The following is a 21,573-nucleotide window of genomic DNA, read 5'->3' as shown; positions in this document are numbered from 1 at the left end:
ATTCAATTCTTCTTCTTTATAGATAAATATTCAATTATTAATTCTTAATAGCTGCAAAAGATTGATCAAAAGCTTCGATAGTTCTATCAATTTCCTCGTCGCTATGTGCCAATGATGTAAAGCCTGCCTCAAAAGGACTTGGGGCTAAATAAACTCCTCGTTTGAGCATTTCTCTATGCAACTTACCAAAAATTTCTACATCATTTGTCTTGGCTTCATCAAAATTTCTAATTGGTCCATCACATAAGAAAAAGCCAAACATTGCGCTTACACTCCCGCCGTTAATCGCGAATCCATTATTTTCCGCAGACTGCAATATACCTTCAATTAATCTTGAAGTTAGTGCATCAAGTTTTTCGTAGGTCCCCTCTTGTCTCAAGAGTTCAAGAGTTTTTATTCCCGCGGTCATCGCAAGTGGATTCCCACTCAACGTACCTGCCTGGTAAACCGGACCTGAAGGGGCAACCATTGACATTATTTCTTTTTTGCCTCCATAAGCTCCTACAGGTAGTCCCCCGCCGATTACTTTACCGAGTGTTGTTAAGTCAGGAGTAACCCCAAATTTTTCTTGAGCACCTCCATAACTAATTCTAAAGCCAGTCATTACTTCATCAAAAACCAATAAAGATCCATTCTCAGTAGTTAGTTCTCTTAGACCTTCTAAAAATCCAGGCTCAGGAGTAATAAAGCCTGCATTTCCAACAATAGGCTCAAGAATCACTCCGGAAATTGCGTCAGGATTTTCAGAAAATAATTTTTTTACTGCTTCAAGATCGTTGTATGGAGCGGTAAGTGTATTAACAGTTGTTGTTCGAGGAACTCCTGGAGAGTCTGGTAAACCTAGGGTGGCGACACCTGATCCTGCTTTCACTAAAAACATATCCGCATGACCGTGATAACATCCATCAAATTTAATAACTTTATCTCTACCCGTAAATGCTCTCATTAGCCTTAAAACAGCCATACAAGCTTCAGTCCCACTGTTGACAAATCTCACCATTTCTACAGATGGAACAGCATCTATTACCATCTGAGCAAGTGTGTTCTCTAAAACGCATGGGGCTCCAAAACTAGTGCCTTTCTCGATAGCCTCCTGCAATGCTGTTGTAACTTCAGGGTGGGCATGTCCACATATAGCAGGCCCCCAACTTCCTATGTAGTCAATATATCTATTCCCATCGATATCCCAAGCATAGGGTCCTTTAACTCTATCAAAAACAATTGGCTGACCTCCTACAGATTTGAAGGCTCTTACTGGAGAGCTTACTCCTCCGGGCATTAATTCTTGGGCAGCGGAGAAAATTTCTTCAGATTTGGTGCAATTTAATATTTCAGTCACAATTTAATTAAATAAAGCTTTGAAAAAAATTTAGTCATGTCCTAACTTAGAAATAAGTAAAAATTTTGTCAATCAGAATGAAATTCTACATTATGATATTTTTATTGCGATAGTTTGGATTGTAAATTATTAATTTCAAATAAATTATCAAGCAAATCAATTTATCTATAAATAACCCTTTACTTGTAAGCCTTTTCAGGTGTTAAATAGAAATCTATTTATATTATTTATATTTCGAAAAAATTATCCTCATCCTCAAAAAAATCTTCATTTATGTCATTTAAGTTAAGATCAATCATTACTGGGGCATGATCACTAGGGCGTAAGTTTGCTCTAAGTGAGCTGTCTATCACACAACTTTTAAGTTTTGATGAAAGTTCTTTACTGATATAAATATGGTCTATTCTCCAACCTTTATTTAATTCATATGAGTTATTACGGTAATCCCACCAACTCCAATGACCAGTGTTTTTTTCAAAAATCCTGAAAGAATCTATTAATCTTCCTTTCAGAACATTATCTAGTTCATTCCTTTCTATTTTTGATGCCATTATTCCTCCTTCATATTTCTTTGGATCATGAATATCTAAATTAGATGGAGCAATATTAAAATCGCCCACAAGACAAATCGGCTTTCCTTTTTTTTCTTGATCATCCAAGAATGAAGATAAACATTTTAGCCAATTAATCTTATACTCGAACTTATCAGACTCCAGTGAAGATCCATTAGGAACATAAACATTTATTATCTTAATACCATTAATATCAGCAGAAATTAATCTTTTTTGATCTAGAAAAGTGTCGAAGTTTTGATCAAAGTCCGTACAACCGTAAAATCCTTTGTTTATATTTTCAGCTTTTATTTTAGAAACAATAGCAACACCATTATATGACTTTTGTCCGTAAACCTCTACTGAATATCCTAATTTTTCGAAAGGTTCAACTGGGAAACTATCATCCATTACTTTTGTTTCTTGAAAACATAGAATATCTGGACTGACTTTATTCATCCAATCTATTATTTGTGAAAGTCTGGTTCTTATAGAGTTAACATTCCAAGTTGCTATTAACAATTTTTTACCATATTATGTAAAATTAAGTTAGCAAAAATTTTATACGTTAAAGAATTTTGAAATTAAATAAGATGAAAAATTTTTTTTGCAAAAGCTTACCTAAATCAATATCCTTAATAATTATTTTTATTTCATTTTTTTCCTCAAAAGCTGATTACTTAAAAGCTGAATATTTATTGGATGAATTAGAAATTGATTCCTCAACAAAAAGAGATGATGATAGTTCAGTTATTCCAACAAATCCATTTGAAATTGTGGAAATGATTAGGAGACATAATAGTATGAATGATGCGACTAAACCTTCTGATGCTATTGATGATGCGTTAAAATCCTTTGATAGTCTGGAGGAAAAATAAGAAATTTAAAACGATAAACTTTAATTTAAAATTCCAAATATGTTAAAAAACCCTATCCCACAAGTTACTAATCAATTGCAGTACAGAGCAATTGGTATTATTAATGGTAAATTTACTCCCCATGATGGTGAGCAGCTGAATAGAGGTTTCTTAATTGATAATAAAGGTGAAAAAATTGAAACAGTAGTACTGGGTAAAGCATTATCACTTTTAAAAAAGCATATTGATTTGAAGAAAAATTATTTTTGGGTTGTTTATCCAAAGAATAAAAATACTTTAAATTTGCATTTACAGGTTGCAGGTATCTGGGATCCTTATAAACTAAATAATTTTCCAAATGATTCTTCAAAAACTAAATTCTCCAAATTATTAGAAGAATTAGATTTAAAAGATAATTATTTTTCTGTTAGAGGTGAATTAGTTTTTGTTAATACTCAAAAAAAAGAAATTGTTATTAAAATTTGTCCATCTTCAAAGTTAAATAATTTAAAAAATAAAAATTTTAAATTAGTTATAAAAGGTGAGCTTTCTCTTGCACTTCTTAATAGTTTTGTAAGTTTAGATATCACCAGAGAGGGAAATACTTTGCAATTAATCAGGTACGAAGTTATTGAAAAAGATCTTTCTTGAAATATCTAGAATGAAAGGTTGATTTTCAGAGCAATTTTACCAATTAAGAAATCTTAGATTTATGGATGATGTATTAATTGAATGTTCTCCAGGTATCTCTGGAGATATGTTGTTAGGAGCTTTTTATGATTTAGGTGTGCCTAAAAAAATCATTGAAGAACCACTTATTGCGCTTGGTTTACATGATCTTTATCATCTAGAGTTTAAAGAATCGAAAAGTTGTTCAATCCGAGGGATAAAGGCGAAGGTAAAGAATACTGATCGAAGACCTGTTAAAAGAACTTGGAGAAGTATTCAAGAAGTTATTTCAAATGGGAACTTAGAAGACAAATTAAAGCAAATTATTTATGAAGTATTTGAATCTTTAGCAATTGCTGAAGGAAAAGTTCATGGCATCAAATCTGAGGATGTTCATTTTCATGAAGTTGGAGCTATTGATTCACTAGTGGATATCATAGGAGTATGTGCGGCGTTGCATTACTTAAATCCAAGGAAGGTTTATTGTAATGAACCAATGTTGGGGAAAGGTTTTGTTAATACTGAACATGGAAAATTATCTGTGCCACCTCCTGCTGTAATAGAGCTTATAAGACAAAAAAAATTTAAGGTTTTGTCAAGCTTTGATTCAATAGAAGGTGAACTATCTACACCTACTGGCATTGCCTTACTTTCTAATTTAGTCGACTATTTACAACCCCCTTCAAAATATACTATTAATTCTTATGGGGTAGGCATTGGCAACCTAAAATTCCCATTCCCTAATTTGGTAAGAGTTTATAGAATTACTTCATTTGAGGATTGTTATATTAATGAACAAATTAATCCAAAGTATGAAGAGATATCTATTCAAGAGGCATGGATTGACGATCAAACACCTGAAGAGATTTCAAATTTTATAGAAAAATTGAGAATTGAGGGAGCATTCGATGTTTCTTATCAAGCTATTAATATGAAAAAAAATAGAATTGGATTTTCTATTCAAGCAATCTTACCAGTAGAGAAAAAAGAATCTTTTAGGAGGTTATGGTTTGATTATTCCAATACTATTGGAGTACGTGAAAGGACCCAGTCAAGATGGACATTACTTAGAAGGATAGGAGAATGTGTAACGACTTTTGGAAAAATAAAAGTTAAACAGATTATGAAACCTGATGGATCAATAATAATGAAACCAGAAAATGATGAAGTTTTGAGATTAAAACTTGAGTATCAAATATCAACTGACGAAATAAGACAACTAATAGACGAGTCAAGTAAAGAATTTAAAGCATTTGAAAACTGGAAATGAGATTTAATATGAGTAAGCAACCATATTGGAAATTGCTCAAAAATTTTAACTTTGGTGTTTTAAAGAGTATTTTCTTTATTTCAAGCTTGCTATATTTTTGTATATATTTTTTTTATAATATTGACCAAATTTCTTTCGATGTAAATTTAAAAAAAAATGGAATTAATCTATTTTTATCATTTTTATTTTGTGTTTTAAGCCTCTACATCAACGCTTATGCATGGAAATATATACTTAATTGGTTCGGGAAAGAATTTAAAAGTAATAATTTAGTTACCTTTTATGTTTTAACCAATATTCTTAAATATGTTCCAGGAGGGATTTGGCATTTTGTTGAAAGGTTTAATTTTATAAAAAAAATAAGTAATCCTCAGATTGCTTTGTATTCAACACTTATCGAACCTTACTTTATGTTGAGTGGCTCTTTTCTATTAGCATCGCTGGGAGTAATTTTTTCACCATTTTATTTGTTTTTCATTTTGCCTTTAGTATTTTTAAATAGGAAATTAATTTATTTTGTTTTAAAAAGATTAGGTTCTCTCAAGGGTAAAGTATTTGAGGTTTTGAGACTTGCAAATTCAAATGACCAGTTTGAAAGGAGAATCAATATAATTTCTTTTTTCCCTACAAGAGCATTTTTACTTGAAATAGGATTTGTTTTATCAAAATTTATTGGGTTTTATATTTGCCTTAATACTTTTTATACAAATAATACTTTAAACATTTTATATTTATTAGTAATCTTTTCTTTGTCTTGGTCTTTAGGTTTGGTAGTTCCAGCAGCTCCTGGAGGAGTTGGCGTTTTTGAAGCCTGTCTACTTTTTTTTGTTGGCAGAAATATTCCAGAAAATATAATTCTTGTTAGCTTAATTTACTTTAGAGTTATATCTACCTCGGCAGATTTATGCTTAAGCTGCCCTTTTTTAATTAAAAAACTATTTAAAAGAATTTAGTTTTTTTTCTCTAAACTTGGTATCAATGTAATTGATGCAATAAGACCTAATGTCATGATTAGAATTGCTGGTAATATTGCCTCTACTATTCTTTCATCTCCAGCATATTGATATATTCTTACAGATAATGTATCAAAATCAAATGGCCTTAAAATAAATGTGATTGGTAACTCTTTTATGGTGTCTACAAAAACTAAAAGTGAGCCAACAAATATTGGCCCTTGGAGTAAAGGTAGGTGTATCTTTTTGATGATACCCAGCCAATTCACTCCTAGTCCTAATGCCGCTTCATCAAGGCTAGGAGAAATTCTCTCAAGACTAGAATCAATAGAACCCTTTGAAATAGTAAGAAAACGAGCAAGATAACCCCAAATAAGTAGGCAGATAGCTACGAAATTGAATTGTGAAGAAGAAATACTTATCAAAGATAACGCTAATACCGTGCCTGGGATTGCATAACCTATTCCCGAAAGATTTGTTATGAGTTCTATTAATAAGCTTTTGTTTGGTCGTCTAGCTAAGGAAATTATTAAGGAGAATAACATTGTTATTATTGCCGTAAAGATTCCTAAACTAATGGTCCTTAATGAAAGGGTAAGTAATTCAATGGATAATCCTTTTTGGATTTGATCGATATTTAGAAGAACCCAAAAACACGGAATTCCAAAAGAAAAAACTGGAGGAAATAAGGACATGGTTATTGCTAAAAAAGCTCTAGTTTTTTTTAATTTCCATCCTTGAGAATCTTGTAATGCAGGATTTTCACTCCATCTCTTTGATTTTCTTCTTGAGAATTTTTCAAAAATTATTAAAGTGAAAATTATTAACAAGGCTACCAAAGATAATCCAATAGCACTTTTTGGATTGCCTTCAATTATCCAATTCTCAGCTATGCCTGTAGAAATACTTGGAATATTTAATAATGCAAAAGTCCCGAGCTCATTCATTAATTCCATACACATTAAACTTATTCCTGTTATTAGTGCTGGTAAAGCCATTGGAAAAGCTATTCTAAAGAAGCTTCTCCATGGCCCAACTCCTAATCCTCTACTAGCATTGATTTGATTAACTCCAAATTTATTAAAACTCTCATTAGCAAGAATGAATACGTATGGATAAGTAGAAATCGAAAGGATCAAGACTCCCCACCATAAACCAGTTATTTGATACCCAAAAATACTCCCCAAATCCTGCACGATGGCTGTTATTAGATATGCTGGGGCAGCTAGTGGAACAAGCTGACACATACGGAGAACTTTTCTGAACTTAAAATCGCAATTTGAAAGCAGCCATCCATTCAAGGTTCCTAAGCCTCCTCCGAACAAACTTGTCAGCACTAAAACTTTTAAAGTGCCTATTACCTCTTCTCCTCCAGCATTACCTAATGAAAAATTCCCACTAATTAAGTAAATAATTCCTTCTAGAAGAAAATTAGAAATTGGAATGATTACTAAGAGTGCAACAATAAACGAAGTAAAATATAGAAGTTTTAATTCACTTATTGCTGTTTTTAATCCTTTAATAAGTATTTTCAAAAATTAATTAAATCCTACTATGTACTCTTATCTGAATTAAATCTACATGATGAAAGTTGATTTTTAATAGTTTGATGATCTAAGTTTTTCCCAATTAATACTATCTTGTTTGATTTGTCTTTTGTCCATTCTTCATCATCTAGAGAAAATCGTTTTCCAGATAAGTGAAAAATGTGTTTTCTTTCACTTTCCATAAACCATAAAATACCCTTTGCTCTAAATACATTTTGTGATATTTGATTATCTAAGAAATATTGAAATTTCCTTAAAGAAAAAGGTTCAAATGTCTCATAAGAAACTGATGTAAAGCCCTCTATGTTATTGATCAAATCGTGTGAATGCGAAGAGTGATCGTGTGAATGCGAAGAGTGATCGTGTGAATGCGAAGAGTGATCGTGTGAATGAGAAGAGTGATCGTGTGAATGAGAAGAGTGATCTTGTTCCTTGCCTTCTACATCTTTTTTATCCTTATCGAATTTAAAAGTATCTGTTTCAAATAGACCTACACTCATTATTGTTTGTAATCCGACTTCACTATTGGTTGATCTTAATATCCTAGGTTCTTTTTTTATTTTATTTATAAATTTTTCGACTTTCCTTAGTTGTTCTTCGTTGACTAAATCACATTTATTTAAGAGAAGGATATCCCCATATAAAATCTGAGAATAGGCGATGCTTGTATTAGTAATTTCAAAATCAAAATTTTCTCCATCAATGACAGTGATGATTGAATCTAATCTTACTTTTTCCCTAAGATCTCCAGCTGCAAAAGTCATGGCTACTGGTAATGGATCTGCTAGCCCAGTAGTTTCGACAATCAAATAGTCTATTTTTTCAGATCTTTCTAAAACTTTGGATACTGTATTTAATAATTCACCATTAATAGAACAACATATACAGCCATTATTTAATTCGATCATATCTTCTGAGCCTTCTATTATTAAGTCATTATCTATTCCTATCTCTCCAAATTCATTAACCAAAACAGCAGTTTTAAGACCAACTTGATTTTTTAAAATGTGATTAAGAAGTGTAGTTTTCCCAGAACCTAAAAATCCGCTAATAATTGTAACAGGTAATAATTTTTTAGACATTTTGACGAATTTTTTAAATGAATGAATTTAAATTTGTAATTCTATTTATCGAAAACTTCATTTATTTCTAAAGCTAATGTTTGATCAAGATTTGTTATGCCCCCCAAATCATGAGTACTTAACCTAATTATTACTTTTGAATAAACATTTTCCCAGTTAGGATGATGATTATATTTTTCGCATATTAAAGCAATTTTAGTCATAAATGAGAAGGCTTCAATAAAATTAGAAAATTTAAATTCTCTCTGGATTTGTTCATTGTTAATTTCCCAGCCTGGTATTTTGACAACTAATTCCTTCAATTCTTCATCTTGCAAAAGGTAAGGTTTCATTAAATGATTAATATTAGGTCTTATTAATTACATTATAAATATTCTGCCTTTTCTCACCAATTATATGTAAATTTAAAACCCTTTCTTTCTGATCGAATCTATGTTCCCATAAATACACTGCTTGCCATGTGCCAAGCATAATATTGCCGCCCTGAAAACTTAAAGATAAACAAGTGTTTGTTAAAGAAGTTTTAATATGAGCTGGCATATCGTCAGCTCCTTCTTGATAATGTTTATATGAAATTTCTTCTCTATTTTTTGATAATGTTAAGTAGGAATTATATGGGACTATAGATTGTATATATTTTTTTAAGTCTCTTAGTACGTTTGGGTCAGCATTCTCATTAATAGTTAAGCTGCAACTGGTATGAAGTGAAGTTAAATTTAAAATTCCTGAATCAAAATTATTTTTTTCAATAAATAAATTCAAATCATTTGTTATGTCAATAAAACCCTCACCATTAGTTATAAATTCTAATTTTGAAAATATTTGTTCCATATAAATAAAAACTCAATTAATTGATATTCTATTATGGATAAAGAAAGTATGTTTTATGCAAACATCAAAATTTTTATCTTAAAATAAATTAAATTTATATGTAAATTTTGGCCGAAATTCAATGGAATAAGCTGGGAGCTTATCTTAAAGAAACTCAAATATTAGGTTCAATCCAAAATACGCTTTATTGGGATCAGAATACTGGGATGCCCAAGAAAGGAGCTTCTTGGAGATCTGAACAACTTACATATATTGCAAAAATCTTGCATAGTAGAAATTCTTCTGAAGAATTTTTTAATTTAATACAATGTGCTAAAAATGAATTATTAGATACTGAACAAAATTCTAATAATCTTCTCTTTATTAAAGAAAAAGAAAGAAATATTAATCTTTTAATTAAGGAATTTAATAGAGCGAAAAATATAGATCCTAAATTAGTTGAGTCTTTAGCAAAGGCAAAGTCTAAAGGATATGAAAGTTGGCAAGAAGCTAAGAAAAAATCAGATTTTAAAGTTTTTCTCCCATTCTTTGAAGAACTAGTCAAATTAAGGATTGAAGAGGCGAAACAAATATCAGATCAATATTCACCATGGGAGACTCTAGCCCAACCCTTTGAGCCTGAAATAACTTTAAAGTGGTTGAATAAAATGTTTCAGCCTTTGAAAGATACTCTCCCAGAATTGATTAAAGGAATTAGTAAGTCAAAGAAATATCACTGGGATTTAAGTCCACAATCTCAACATAATTTATGTTCTAAATTACTTGATGAGTTTGGGAGAGATAAAGATCTAGTTGTCGTTGGCAAATCTCCCCATCCTTTTTCAATTACTTTAGGACCTAATGATTATAGGATCACTACACGAATAGTTTTAGGTGAACCTCTATCAAGTTTTTTAGCAACTGCGCATGAGTGGGGGCATTCAATTTATGAGCAAGGTCTGCCATCTCAAAGTCATCAATGGTTTGCTTGGCCTTTAGGTCAAGCAACTTCTATGGGTATACATGAAAGTCAGTCTTTATTTTGGGAAAATAGAATAGTTAAATCAAAATCTTTTTCGAAGAGATTTTTTAAAAAATTTGTTTCAGCTGGATGTACATTAAATAATTATTTTGAACTTTGGAAATCTATTAATCATTTGGAAGCAGGATTAAATAGGGTTGAAGCAGATGAATTGACTTATGGTTTACATATTCTTATTAGGACCGAACTTGAAATAGATTTAATTGAGGGAGGGTTACCTGTTGAGGATATTCCAACAGAATGGAATAAAAGATATGGTGAACTGTTAGGAATAAAACCATCTAATGATTCAGAAGGTTGTCTTCAAGATGTTCATTGGAGTGAAGGTGCTTTTGGATATTTCCCCTCATATTTGTTAGGACATCTTATAAGTGCACAAATATCCAATCAAATGGAAAAAGATGTTGGTTTGATTGATAATGTAATTGAAAATGGTGAATATCAAAAGATCATTTCATGGTTAAAAAATAATATACACAAATATGGCAGATCAGTTAACTCTATGGAGTTGGTAAGAGCTGTCACTGATAAAGAACTATCGCCAAATTATTTTATTAATCATTTACGGTCTAAAATAGATGATTTTTGCTGAAACATTACTTTTAAAGAATTTGTTTGAGTGCGAGGATGTAAGATAAACAAAAATAATTTTTTGATGGCAAATCTTAATCAACCTCCAAGCAGGGTTACACCTAATTTATTGCATATACTAAATGCTTTCACTGATAGCTCAAATTCAATAGTTAATACTATTGTTGAATTGAATTCTAATACAATAAATAAATATGAATTAATTACAGAAACGGGTCATCTTAAACTTGATAGGGTGGGTTATTCTTCACTTGCTTATCCATTCGCTTATGGATGTATACCAAGGACATGGGATGAAGATGGAGACCCGCTTGATATAGAAATTGTTGGAGTAACTGAGCCGTTAATACCCGGATCAATTGTCGAGGCTAGGATTATTGGGGTGATGAAATTTGATGATGGTGGAGAGGTGGATGATAAGGTAATAGCAGTTCTGGCAGATGATAAAAGAATGGATCATATCTCAAGTTTTAAAGATCTTGGAGAGCATTGGCTAAAAGAAACTAAGTATTATTGGGAACATTACAAAGATCTAAAAAAACCAGGAACATGTACAGTAAATGGTTTTTTTGGGATAGAGGAAGCTATTGAAGTAATTAAAGATTGTGAAGATAGATATAAAAAAGAAATTGATCCTAAATTAGTAAATTAACTAATTTTATTTTTCTCTAAATTGTTCAAATATTTCGCTTAGTATTTCGCCAGCACCTTGGAGCTTTAGTTTTTTAGCAAGTTCTTTGCCTACTTCATCAGGATTATTAATATTGCCAATATACTGATCTTTAATAAGCCTTTCTCCATCGAGAGATGCAACCATGCCTGTAAGGCAAAGTTGTTCATTTTGAATTTTACTATTGACACCTATTGGAACTTGGCATCCCCCTTCAAGCTCTCTTAAAAAAGCCCTCTCTGCTAGACATCTTTGACTAGTGGGTTGGTCTTCTAAGACATTTATAATCTCTAAAACTTTTTTATCATTAGATTTACATTCAATACCCAGTGCCCCTTGACCAACAGCATGAAGGGAAATTTCATTTGGAATAATCTGGTGAATTCTTGATTCAAAGCCCAATCTTTTTAAACCAGCTGCAGCGAGAATTATGCAATCAAATTCACCGGCATCTAATTTTTCTATTCTTGTAATCACATTTCCCCTGATATCTTTAAATTCAAGATGTGGATACTTATTTCTTAATTGAGCAAGTCTTCTAAGAGAGCTTGTACCCACAATTGAACCTGCTGGTAAAGTTTCTAATTTGAAGCAATCATTTTTTTTGTTTACTACTAAAGCATCAGCAGGGTCTTCTCTTTTTGTTATGCATCCTAATTTAAGGCCACTAGGTAAATTTGTTGGTAAATCTTTAAGAGAGTGTACTGCTATATCTGCTTGGCCTACTAGCATTTGTGCCTCAAGTTCTTTTGTAAATAAGCCTTTGTCACCTATTTTTGCTAAGGCTACATCAAGAATTTTGTCTCCTTGAGTTGCCATGGCTTCAACAGATACCTCTAAATTGGGAATATTTTTTTCTAGTTGATCTTTAACCCATAAAGTTTGAACCATTGCTAGTTTACTTCTTCTACTTGCTATTCTCAGTTTAAAATTAGTCATTAAATATTATTTTGAGTTTGGATTAAAATTAAGTCGAATTTATTTTAAGCTATTCTTTTGCAACTTTTCAAAGCTGAAAATTATATTTAACTATTATTATTTTATATATTCTTTTAAAACCCCATTTCGATTTGGATGTCTAAGCTTTCTAAGAGCTTTTGCTTCTATTTGTCTGATTCTCTCTCTTGTTACATCAAAAATCTGTCCTATTTCTTCAAGAGTTTTCATCCTTCCGTCATCAATCCCATATCTCAACCTAAGCACATCTCTTTCTCTTGGACTTAAAGTTGCTAAAACTCCTTCTAAGTCTTCTCTCAATAATGTTTTAGAAACATCTTGCTCTGGGTTTTCGATGTCAGCCTCTATGAAGTCTCCAAGTCTTGAGTCTTCTTCTTTTCCTATTGGAGTTTCTAAAGAAATTGGAAGCTGCGCACTTTTAGCTATAAATCTTAATTTTTCAATTGTCATTTCCATACTCTCAGCAATTTCTTCTTCGCTAGGTTTCCTGCCAAATTCTTGGCTAAGAACTTTTGTAGTTTTTTTGATTCTTGATATTGTCTCGTATAAGTGAACTGGCAATCTAATAGTTCTGCTTTGATCCGCAATTGCTCTTGTAATAGCTTGACGAATCCACCAAGTTGCATATGTAGAGAACTTGTAACCTTTTTCATGGTCAAATTTTTCTGCTGCCCTAATTAGACCCAAACTTCCTTCCTGGATTAAGTCTTGAAATGATAAACCTCTATTCATATATTTTTTAGCGATGGAAACAACTAATCTTAAATTTGATTGAACCATTTTTTCTTTAGCTCTCCTACCTAAAAGAAGTCTTCTTCTAAATTTGGAAAGAGGCATATCTATTAACTCAGCCCATTCTCTAACAGATGGGAAATGACCTTTTTCTGATTCATATTGAGTTGCTAGTTCTTCTAATTGAAGTAAATCAGCAATTTTTCTCGCAAGTTCTATTTCTTCATCTGGTCTTAAAAGTCTAATTCTTCCAATTTCTTGGAGATAAACTCTTATTGAATCTTCAGTGTAGATACCTTTTGGGCCAAGTTTTATATTCCCAAGTCCTTTATCTTCTTCTTCAGAATCACTAAATTCATTAGTATTTTGCATACTGCTTTCGTTTAACTCAGAAGATGTCCCCAAACTTTGACCATTTTTATTAATATCTTCTTCAACTACTGTTCCTAAGTTTGCATTAATTTTTTTATTGATCTTTTTTGTTGAGCTGGATTTGGAATTCTTTGATTCTGCTGCTACTGGACACATGATTGACTCCTTTCTACGGTGAATTTAACTAGATTAAATTTTATTTAGGGCTAATTTGTACATTTAGTAGTAAATTTCCCCGTTAATTTGTAAAAGACCTTTTTGAGTTATTTGAATAAAAAAGTTCTTTTAAACTGTTGAAAAATTTAAATAGTGCTATAGATTACCTAAAGTAAAAAGTCTTGGGATTTCTCAGACAGGCAGATCATTTTTTGAATTTTCAGTCAATGATCAAAGCTTCATGTCTCCCTTAAGAGCAGGATACTTACAATGTGCAAAAAACACTTTGTGGAATGTTCAACAATCCAATACTAAGAAAAAGTTTTGAAGCCGGCAAGTAATCAGTCATTAAATATCTCCTATAAATTGGAAATTTTGCTTGATATTGGAAGTAGTAATGAAAGCTTTTATTATTTAGATGGAAATAATCTTGGAGCAGAAGTTGGGGATATTGTAAGTGTGAGACTAAGAGGAAGATTATTGAATGGGTTGGTCATATCCAAAAAAAATTTTTCGAAAATGAATGAAGATGAATCAAATATTACTGGAGGAAAAAATATAAGATATTTGTTTGTTGAAAGTATTCTGCAGAAAAAAATAATTGATGACTCTTGGAGAGAATGGATAGAGTCCCTAGCCTCTTTTTATATGGTTAGTAATTTAAAAATGTTTAAAACAGCATTTCCTCCAGGTTGGATTGGTAAATATAAGCATATTTCTCAAGGTTTAAAGGATCAAATATGGATTGAAACTAAAAAAGAATTTGATATTAAGAAAAATGGATTAACCAAAAAAGAATTTTTTTTAATAAATACTTTGCCTGAAAAAGGTAATTGGCAAAGTGAATTAATAAAGTCTGGTTTTAATCACACTCTTATTAACTCAATGGTCAGTAAAAATTACCTCCTTAAATCTAAAAGAAAAAGAAATATAAATACTAAATTAAATTCCTTTTTAAATGATCAAATTGCCACGAAAAAACCAAATCCTACAAATGAACAAAATATTGCATTTCAAGAATTTCAAATAATGAAACCAGGAGATGCGCTACTTCTATGGGGCGAAACAGGTTCAGGGAAAACAGAAGTTTATATGAGAATGGCTGAAGATCAAGTTCTTAAGAAAAAAAGTTGTTTGATACTCACCCCAGAAATTGGACTAATCCCTCAACTGATTGATAGGTTTATACGGCGATTTAATAACATTGTTTACGAATATCATAGTAACTGTTCTTCCACTCATAGAACTGTACTTTGGAAAAAAATTATTAATGCTAATGAACCTTTAATTGTAATAGGAACAAGGTCAGCAGTTTTTCTTCCAATTAAAAATCTAGGATTAATAATAATCGATGAAGAACATGATGTTTCATATAAACAAGATAGTCCTATGCCTTGTTATGACGCGAGAGAGATTGCACTTGAAATAGTAAAAAGGAATTCTGCAAAGTTAATTTTTGGGAGTGCAACCCCATCAATGAAGACTTGGAAAAAGTGTATTTTTGAAAACAAATTTAAATTGGTAAGAATGATTCAAAGGATATCCAGTAAAGAGATTCCTGAAATAAGAATTATTGATATGCGCGATGAGTTCAAGAAGGGAAATGTGAAAATTTTTTCCAATGAATTATTACAATCGCTTCCTCAACTACGTTTAAAAAATGAGCAAGCAATAATTTTGATCCCTAGAAGGGGGCATAGTGGTTTTTTAAGTTGTAGAAATTGCGGATATTTAGTAAATTGCCCCAACTGTGACGTTCCTTTATCAGTACATCTGGGTTCACAAGGCAAAAAATGGTTAAGTTGTCATTGGTGTGATCATAAATCGAGGTTGATCAATCTTTGCCCAGATTGTCATTCAACTGCCTTTAAACCTTTTGGAATAGGGACACAAAGGGTAATAGAGTTTTTAAATGAAGAATTTCCCGAATTAAGAGTACTTCGCTTTGATCGAGATGCAACCTCAGGAAAGGATGGTCATAGAGATATTCTTTCAAAGTTTTCTAGAGGAGAAGCTGATATTCTTGTGGGAACACAAATGTTGGCAAAAGGGATTGACATCCCCAATATTACTCTTTCAGTAGTTATTGCAGCAGATGGGTTACTTCATCGCCCAGATATTTCGGCAGAAGAAAAATCTTTACAATTGTTTTTACAATTAGCTGGCAGGGCAGGAAGGGCTCAAAAAAAAGGAAAAGTAATTTTTCAAACATATAAACCTAACCACCCGGTAATTTCGTATCTTCAGAAAAGAGATTATGAAAGATTCTTAATTGAAAACTCAAGATTGAGAAAAGATGCACATTTATTTCCATTTTGCAGGATTTGCCTTCTTAAATTATCAGGTGAAAATTATGCATTAACTGAATCAGTTGCAATGAAATTAGCAAAATATCTTCTCAATTTTTGTGAGAAAAAGAACTGGAAACTAATTGGCCCTGCTCCTAGTTTAATTGCTAAAGTCGGCAAGAAATTTAGATGGCAGATATTAATACATGGTCCTGAAGGAACAAAGATACCTTTACCTGATAGATCAATATTATGGAAACTTATTCCAAGAAATGTTTTTTTAACAATTGATGTTAATCCAGCAGAGTTGTAATTACTTTGATGGAAGTTGAGGTAAATCTGTACCTAATTGAAATCTATAGAATCTTAATAAATAAGCCATAATTATAAATATTAAAATAATAGATATTCCAATCAAAAGTTTGTTGAGACTCCAGAAAGAAAATTCAAGACTATTTAGTTGTCCTTGATTTAAATTCCAAATGATTTGATTTTTTGTAATTTCTAAATTTGAATTATTTTTACCAGTAACATTAGCTTTATTAGGATGAATAATTTTGAAAATGAGTTCTAAATTATCTACACCTTGAATTGAACTTAGATCCAAATCTAACCTGTAAAAGTATTTTTTAAAAAAAATGAAGTTTTTTTGAGTAGTATTAATTTCTATATTTGTTGATCCTCCCGCTAACTCTCCAGCGGTATTTTGGGTGATTTTAAGAACATGCTTTGTATCTTCAAGATTGAGATTTTTATGTTTCAAAGAAAAGGTTGATTCGTCTTGTTCAATTTCTGCATTAGGAAAAATATCTTTGATCTTCTCTTCAAATTTTAATTGCCAAGGAAATTTCTTTATGTATTTGCTTTCTATAACTAAATTATTGGTTATTGAATCAAGTTCACCAAGATCAAGTGTATCCTCAACTTTAACGCAGCCACTTAGGAGTGGAATTAATAATAATAAAATTAAAAAAATGATAAGTGAAAAGCCTTTCTGAAACGGTTTTGTTTCACCAGTCGGAGTCTCGGTAACATTAATAAATTTCTTTTTCTGCAAAACTTCTTTTTTTTTGCGAAGTGAGTTAAGAGATTTTTTATTTAATGATGGTTCGCTTTCAAACTGTACGTTCCAATTTTCTGGCTTTTTAATGTCAGGAGAATCTATAACTTCCATCAAATATTTTGCATTTTCTCTCGTCTTATTATCGTAAGATTTTAGAAGTTCTTTACAAAATCTTTTAGCCTCTTCCTTTTTATTAACTCCACAAAGAGCAGTAATTAAAATTGTTCTTAAATTTACCCCCTCTTTGCTTGATAAAGGAAATGATTCAATTTTGGGCAAAAGAAATTCAATACAATAATGATACTCACCTTTAGCTAAAGCAAGTTCTACTGTCTCTAAAACTTGCTCATAAGTTTTCATAGGTTAGGCGACTATCATTGTGCCTATTCCAGAATTTGTAAAAATCTCAAGAAGTAATGAATGTTCTATTCTCCCATCGATTATGTGAGCTGCTTTGACTCCTTGTGCTAAAGCTCTTATGCAGCATTCTGTCTTTGGAATCATACCTTCAGTCACAATTTTTTTATCAATAAAATCTCTTGCCTCTTTGAGATTCGTTTTTTCAATAAGACTATTTTTGTTATCTTTTTCTTTTAAAATACCTTGAGTATCAGTAAGAAGAATAAGTTTTTCTGCATTTATTGAAGCAGCAATTTCTCCAGCAACAAAATCTGCATTAATATTATGGGAAATACCTTCTATGGTTGATCCAATACTAGAAATAATGGGGATATATCCTTTAGAAATAAGAGGATCTAATATCTCTGGATTGATTTTTGTAACCTCTCCCACCAACCCATGGCTGCCATCTCCTAGTTCTCTAGATTGAATTAAGTTGCCATCAAGACCTGATATTCCTACAGCTAAAGATCCAGTTTTATTAATGCCTTTTACAATTTGTTTGTTAACTCTACCCATTAGAACCATCTCGACAATTTCCATTGTTTTTTGATCAGTAACTCTTAATCCATTTTCGAATTTAGGAGATATTTCTAATTTCTTTAACCAATTATTAATCTCGGGTCCACCTCCATGAATTACTATCGGACAAACCCCAACGGTTGATAAAAGTGCTATGTCTCTAAAAAAAGCATTTTTTAAATTATCATTTTCCATAACAGAGCCACCATACTTGATAACAATTTTTCTACCTGAGAAACTTTGTATATATGGGAGTGCTTCGCTTAATATTGATACTCTTTGAGAATCATTCATTATTAAAATTCATTAAAACTTGATTGAATTGAAAAATTAGGTTTTTACAAATATATCCCTATATTCAATAAAAGAGAATAAAATCAAATTCTTTTTTATTATCGTCGATAATAAATTCTGATTCAAGACCTTTAACGAAAAACCTGTTTAATCTTTCTTGTTTTTCAATCCATTTTTCTAGAGGGACAGCGTTTAATACGAAACGCATTCTTAGACCATTTTTTTCTTCCTTTGTAATTTCTTCGATTTCTTTTAGTTGAGGGGGATTATCCTCGTCCCACAAATTTAGAGATTCTAATGAAGATTCAAGATGAGCTTTTATCCCATATCTCCATCTTGTGACATCTTTAACTAGTGCTGTTAATTCTTTTGGTCTATTAAATTTATTTGTCGCAAAATTTGTCTTGTCAAACAATTCTACAGGAGGTATTTCGGAAGTCTTTAAACCTAATCCAATTAAAAAAATAGGTACTCCATAAAAAAAAGTAGGTACACTTAAATTTACTGAGTCTGTAAAATAAGCAGTCATTCCTACAAAAGCTAATATACCCCCAGCGGTTACGATTAAGTTTCCAGGCGATAGGTATTTCTTCATTTTGATTTAGTAGAATGAGTTTTAAATTGTCTAACAAGTATTATGCAAGATCCTAATACTGCAAATCAAGGAGATTTAATTTTTAAACTTGATCAAGATAGAGCATGGCTATTAGAAAATCTTGATAAGGGTAAATGGCCAGAAATTAGAAGCGAACTTGCTGCACTTGAAAGAAAAATAAGCAAGTTAATTATAAGTGTTCAAGAAAATAATGTTGATATTTGATTTAAAAAGGTATTTCGTCAACCTCAGGCACTAAAGGTGAACTATCCCAACTTGAATTTTTGGGACTTTCTTTTTTTTCAAATGACTCATTATTTTCTTTTTGATCAGATTTAATAACATCAAAAGGCGATATTTGATGAATTTTTGAAGCTGTTAGTTCTGGTTGCTTTTCTTTCGTTCCGTCTTTTCTAGTGACAGAATTCATCTTTAGACGTCCCTCAATAACAATATTTTGCCCCTCCTTTAGTTCATCTACCATTTCTTGGGCAATATTCCCCCATCCTATGATCTTGAGATCTCTGGTTGGATCTTCACTACGTAATCCTTTAAAATTAACAATCATTTCTGCAATTGGAGTTTGGTTTTCTTTTGTATACCTCATCTTGGGAGCGCTATTAATGACCGCCTGAATTAAACAATGATTCATTTCTTACTATTTAATTAAAGACATACTGATGCAGAATCAAGGAAATTGCTATAAAAATGTTTGGATCCTATCAGGAACTTCGGATGGACCTGTAATAGCTAATAGGCTTCTTGAACTAAATTATTCAGTCTTTGCAAGTGTTTTAACTTATAAAGCAGGGCAAGCTTATATTGAGAATCCAAAGTTACATATCATTACGGGGAAATTAAATAATAAAGATCAAATAATTAATTTCATAAATAAAAATAAAATCACATGCGTTGTAGATGCTACTCATCCGTTTGCGGTAATAATTTCTAAAAATCTTAATAATGCATGTAAAGAGATTAATACACCTCTTTTACTATTTGAGAGGAAATCTATCATAAATAATACTAATAATTTTTTTTACATTGAGGATCTAAAGGATATAAATAACGTTGATATTGAGAATAAGAATATTCTTCTTGCAATAGGATCAAGATTCCTTAACGATACAGCTAATCATTATATGAATTGTAGAGCAAATGTATTTACCAGGGTACTTCCAACTTATGAGAGTATAACTAAAGCTTTTGGATCATGTATTCAAAATTCAAACATAGCAATACTTGAACCGAGTAAAAATAATAAAAGCATTTTAGAAAAAAAACTTTGTGATTTTTGGGAGATAGATTATGTTTTATGTAGAGAATCTGGAAGTTATTCTCAGAAAAACTGGGAGAGTATAGTTTCTGGAAGTAAAATGAAGTTATTTTTGGTTAAAAGGCCGAAACTTAAAAATGATTATTCTTACTCTTTTGATCAATATCAAGATTTGATAAATCACATAATTAAAAAATATTGATGTTTAATTCATTATGGAAGTATTAGTTATGATCACAACTGAATCAAGTAACGCAAATGCTTTGCTAATGGCTAAATTATTAATACAAAATAAACTTGCAGCTTGTGTTTCGATAAAGCAAATTTTTTCAATTTATAAGTGGAATGATGATATTGAAGAAACTAAAGAGTTTGAAATCATAATAAAAAGTAAACTAGAATTTAAAGATTGTTTAATTGATTTCGTAAATAAAAATTCCACATATAATGTCCCTCAAATTATTTACAAAAAATACAATGCTGAGATGAAATATTATGATTGGTTGAATAAGACTATTTGATTAAATCTATTTTATTAACTTTTTAAGATCAATATCTGATCTAGATCCTAATTGCGTAATTATTTGCCCCGCACAAATTGATGCTATCTCTCCGCATTTTTTGAGGGAACAATTGTTTATTAATCCATGGATAAATCCTCCCGCGTAGATATCTCCCGCTCCTGTAGTATCAATAATCTTGCCTTTCGTTATTGACTCAATTATTTCAACATTGTTTGTATTAACTATGAGAGAACCATTTCTTCCCAGAGTTACTATGACTAATTCACATAAGGTAGATAGGTCTTCTTGGCAGTTTTCTAATTTATCATTTTTAAATAGACTTAATACCTCGGATTCATTACAAAAAACGATATCTACATATTCATAAATTAATTCCAAGAAACTCTCACGATGCCTATCTACACAAAATGAATCAGACAAAGAAAGGATTATTTTTGTATTAGATTGTTTTGCAATTTGGGCTGCCTTAATAAAAGCTTTTTTAGCTAATTCGCTGTCCCATAAATATCCTTCTAAATATAAGTATTTACTTTCCTTAATTACAGTAAAGTCAATGTCTTTCGGCTCAAACTCTACAGATGCTCCTAGGTAAGTGCACATAGTTCTTTGTGCATCAGGTGTAACAAAAATGATTGAATGAGCTGTTGGAGCACCTGCAATAGTTGGTGGAGTATTAAATATAGTTTTACTTTTTTTTATATCGTCAGAAAAGAAATTACCAAATTGATCATTTTTCACTCTTCCTATGAACTGTACATGATTGCCTAATTCTGCTAAAGAAACGACAGTATTTGCTGAGGAACCACCTGAAATTTGTTTTATAACTTTGCAATTTTCTAACAATCTCTGAGATTCATCAGAATTAATTAGATTCATTGATCCTTTATCCAGATTATTTATCTCAAGAAACTTATCTTCAATATTTACAATAATATCTACTATTGCGTTCCCGAGACCAATGAGATCAACTTTTTTATGTTCAAAATGTCTGAACGATTCCCTCATTATTTGTAA

The 21,573-nt window shown here is 31.1% G+C and carries 23 protein-coding genes; 10 read left to right on the top strand and 13 right to left on the bottom strand.

Annotated elements, in window-relative coordinates; all coding sequences use genetic code 11:
* Nucleotides 1-37 precede the first annotated feature (37 nt).
* Both hemL and xth read right to left on the bottom strand, forming a co-directional pair.
* Nucleotides 38-1,339, bottom strand: a complete 1,302-nt coding sequence (gene hemL / locus JJ842_02740; protein ID MBO6970833.1) for a glutamate-1-semialdehyde 2,1-aminomutase — start codon at nucleotides 1,337-1,339, stop codon at nucleotides 38-40.
* A gap of 227 nt (nucleotides 1,340-1,566) precedes the next feature.
* A complete protein-coding gene (gene xth / locus JJ842_02735; protein ID MBO6970832.1) occupies nucleotides 1,567-2,412 on the bottom strand; it encodes an exodeoxyribonuclease III in 846 nt (281 codons plus the stop codon).
* Nucleotides 2,413-2,483: 71 nt separating this feature from the next.
* Here xth and JJ842_02730 point away from each other — a divergent pair, with 71 nt between their 5' ends.
* From JJ842_02730 to JJ842_02715, 4 genes are all read left to right on the top strand, one after another.
* Nucleotides 2,484-2,768 (top strand): hypothetical protein, encoded by a 285-nt coding sequence (locus tag JJ842_02730; protein ID MBO6970831.1) that lies wholly within the window; start codon nucleotides 2,484-2,486, stop codon nucleotides 2,766-2,768.
* A 39-nt stretch (nucleotides 2,769-2,807) separates the two neighbouring features.
* Nucleotides 2,808-3,398, top strand: a complete 591-nt coding sequence (locus JJ842_02725) for a hypothetical protein (protein ID MBO6970830.1) — start codon at nucleotides 2,808-2,810, stop codon at nucleotides 3,396-3,398.
* A gap of 61 nt (nucleotides 3,399-3,459) precedes the next feature.
* Nucleotides 3,460-4,686, top strand: coding sequence for a nickel pincer cofactor biosynthesis protein LarC (gene larC / locus JJ842_02720; GenBank protein MBO6970829.1), 1,227 nt, complete (start codon nucleotides 3,460-3,462; stop codon nucleotides 4,684-4,686).
* Entirely contained in the window at nucleotides 4,683-5,639 is a 957-nt protein-coding gene (locus tag JJ842_02715) for a flippase-like domain-containing protein (protein ID MBO6970828.1), read from the top strand. The genes larC and JJ842_02715 overlap by 4 nt, the downstream gene beginning before the upstream one ends.
* On the opposite strand, the gene JJ842_02710 is transcribed toward JJ842_02715, so the two are convergent.
* From JJ842_02710 to JJ842_02695, 4 genes are read right to left on the bottom strand one after another with little or no spacing between them, the layout of a single operon-like run.
* Nucleotides 5,636-7,174 carry an iron ABC transporter permease gene (locus JJ842_02710; GenBank protein ID MBO6970827.1) on the bottom strand — a complete coding sequence of 513 codons (1,539 nt, stop codon included), beginning with the start codon at nucleotides 7,172-7,174 and terminating at the stop codon, nucleotides 5,636-5,638. The genes JJ842_02715 and JJ842_02710 overlap by 4 nt on opposite strands.
* A gap of 17 nt (nucleotides 7,175-7,191) precedes the next feature.
* Entirely contained in the window at nucleotides 7,192-8,268 is a 1,077-nt protein-coding gene (locus tag JJ842_02705; GenBank protein MBO6970826.1) for a GTP-binding protein, read from the bottom strand.
* Between the two features lie 41 nt (nucleotides 8,269-8,309).
* On the bottom strand, nucleotides 8,310-8,600 hold the full coding sequence (locus tag JJ842_02700; GenBank protein ID MBO6970825.1) for a 4a-hydroxytetrahydrobiopterin dehydratase: 291 nt from the start codon (nucleotides 8,598-8,600) through the stop codon (nucleotides 8,310-8,312).
* A gap of 13 nt (nucleotides 8,601-8,613) precedes the next feature.
* Nucleotides 8,614-9,099, bottom strand: coding sequence for a YjbQ family protein (locus tag JJ842_02695; protein ID MBO6970824.1), 486 nt, complete (start codon nucleotides 9,097-9,099; stop codon nucleotides 8,614-8,616).
* Between the two features lie 107 nt (nucleotides 9,100-9,206).
* On the opposite strand from JJ842_02695, the gene JJ842_02690 reads away from it, so the two are divergent.
* Both JJ842_02690 and JJ842_02685 read left to right on the top strand, forming a co-directional pair.
* Nucleotides 9,207-10,712, top strand: coding sequence for a carboxypeptidase M32 (locus tag JJ842_02690; protein ID MBO6970823.1), 1,506 nt, complete (start codon nucleotides 9,207-9,209; stop codon nucleotides 10,710-10,712).
* Nucleotides 10,713-10,775: 63 nt separating this feature from the next.
* Nucleotides 10,776-11,363, top strand: a complete 588-nt coding sequence (locus JJ842_02685; GenBank protein ID MBO6970822.1) for an inorganic diphosphatase — start codon at nucleotides 10,776-10,778, stop codon at nucleotides 11,361-11,363.
* 6 nt (nucleotides 11,364-11,369) lie between these two features.
* Here the strand turns inward: JJ842_02685 and hemC are convergent, their stop codons facing one another.
* Complete coding sequence (gene hemC, locus JJ842_02680; GenBank protein ID MBO6970821.1) at nucleotides 11,370-12,320, bottom strand: hydroxymethylbilane synthase; 951 nt, start codon at nucleotides 12,318-12,320, stop codon at nucleotides 11,370-11,372.
* Nucleotides 12,321-12,416: 96 nt separating this feature from the next.
* Nucleotides 12,417-13,598, bottom strand: a complete 1,182-nt coding sequence (gene rpoD / locus JJ842_02675) for an RNA polymerase sigma factor RpoD (protein ID MBO6970820.1) — start codon at nucleotides 13,596-13,598, stop codon at nucleotides 12,417-12,419.
* A gap of 324 nt (nucleotides 13,599-13,922) precedes the next feature.
* Between rpoD and priA the strand changes: the two genes are divergently transcribed.
* A complete protein-coding gene (gene priA / locus JJ842_02670) occupies nucleotides 13,923-16,199 on the top strand; it encodes a primosomal protein N' (protein MBO6970819.1) in 2,277 nt (758 codons plus the stop codon).
* Here the strand turns inward: priA and JJ842_02665 are convergent, their stop codons facing one another.
* From JJ842_02665 to JJ842_02655, 3 genes are all read right to left on the bottom strand, one after another.
* The gene (locus JJ842_02665) at nucleotides 16,200-17,309 is read right to left on the bottom strand and encodes a DUF3153 domain-containing protein (GenBank protein MBO6970818.1); all 1,110 of its coding nucleotides are present in this window, start codon (nucleotides 17,307-17,309) and stop codon (nucleotides 16,200-16,202) included. It lies immediately after the preceding gene.
* 3 nt (nucleotides 17,310-17,312) lie between these two features.
* Nucleotides 17,313-18,164 carry an acetylglutamate kinase gene (gene argB / locus JJ842_02660; GenBank protein ID MBO6970817.1) on the bottom strand — a complete coding sequence of 284 codons (852 nt, stop codon included), beginning with the start codon at nucleotides 18,162-18,164 and terminating at the stop codon, nucleotides 17,313-17,315.
* A gap of 64 nt (nucleotides 18,165-18,228) precedes the next feature.
* Nucleotides 18,229-18,759 carry a DUF2854 domain-containing protein gene (locus tag JJ842_02655; GenBank protein ID MBO6970816.1) on the bottom strand — a complete coding sequence of 177 codons (531 nt, stop codon included), beginning with the start codon at nucleotides 18,757-18,759 and terminating at the stop codon, nucleotides 18,229-18,231.
* A gap of 42 nt (nucleotides 18,760-18,801) precedes the next feature.
* On the opposite strand from JJ842_02655, the gene JJ842_02650 reads away from it, so the two are divergent.
* Nucleotides 18,802-18,984 carry a hypothetical protein gene (locus tag JJ842_02650; GenBank protein MBO6970815.1) on the top strand — a complete coding sequence of 61 codons (183 nt, stop codon included), beginning with the start codon at nucleotides 18,802-18,804 and terminating at the stop codon, nucleotides 18,982-18,984.
* Nucleotide 18,985: 1 nt separating this feature from the next.
* Here JJ842_02650 and JJ842_02645 read toward each other — a convergent pair whose 3' ends face one another.
* Nucleotides 18,986-19,411, bottom strand: coding sequence for a single-stranded DNA-binding protein (locus JJ842_02645; protein ID MBO6970814.1), 426 nt, complete (start codon nucleotides 19,409-19,411; stop codon nucleotides 18,986-18,988).
* A gap of 28 nt (nucleotides 19,412-19,439) precedes the next feature.
* Here JJ842_02645 and cobK point away from each other — a divergent pair, with 28 nt between their 5' ends.
* A complete protein-coding gene (gene cobK, locus JJ842_02640) occupies nucleotides 19,440-20,237 on the top strand; it encodes a precorrin-6A reductase (protein ID MBO6970813.1) in 798 nt (265 codons plus the stop codon).
* A gap of 13 nt (nucleotides 20,238-20,250) precedes the next feature.
* On the top strand, nucleotides 20,251-20,556 hold the full coding sequence (locus JJ842_02635) for a divalent-cation tolerance protein CutA (GenBank protein ID MBO6970812.1): 306 nt from the start codon (nucleotides 20,251-20,253) through the stop codon (nucleotides 20,554-20,556).
* Between the two features lie 6 nt (nucleotides 20,557-20,562).
* On the opposite strand, the gene JJ842_02630 is transcribed toward JJ842_02635, so the two are convergent.
* Nucleotides 20,563-21,564 carry an adenosine kinase gene (locus JJ842_02630; protein ID MBO6970811.1) on the bottom strand — a complete coding sequence of 334 codons (1,002 nt, stop codon included), beginning with the start codon at nucleotides 21,562-21,564 and terminating at the stop codon, nucleotides 20,563-20,565.
* Nucleotides 21,565-21,573 lie beyond the last annotated feature (9 nt).

This window comes from Prochlorococcus marinus CUG1433 (assembly GCA_017644425.1).
GTDB classification, from domain to species: domain Bacteria; phylum Cyanobacteriota; class Cyanobacteriia; order PCC-6307; family Cyanobiaceae; genus Prochlorococcus_A; species Prochlorococcus_A marinus_U.
Note: the sequence above shows the minus strand (reverse complement) of the source record. Positions and strands in the feature narration are given on the sequence as shown.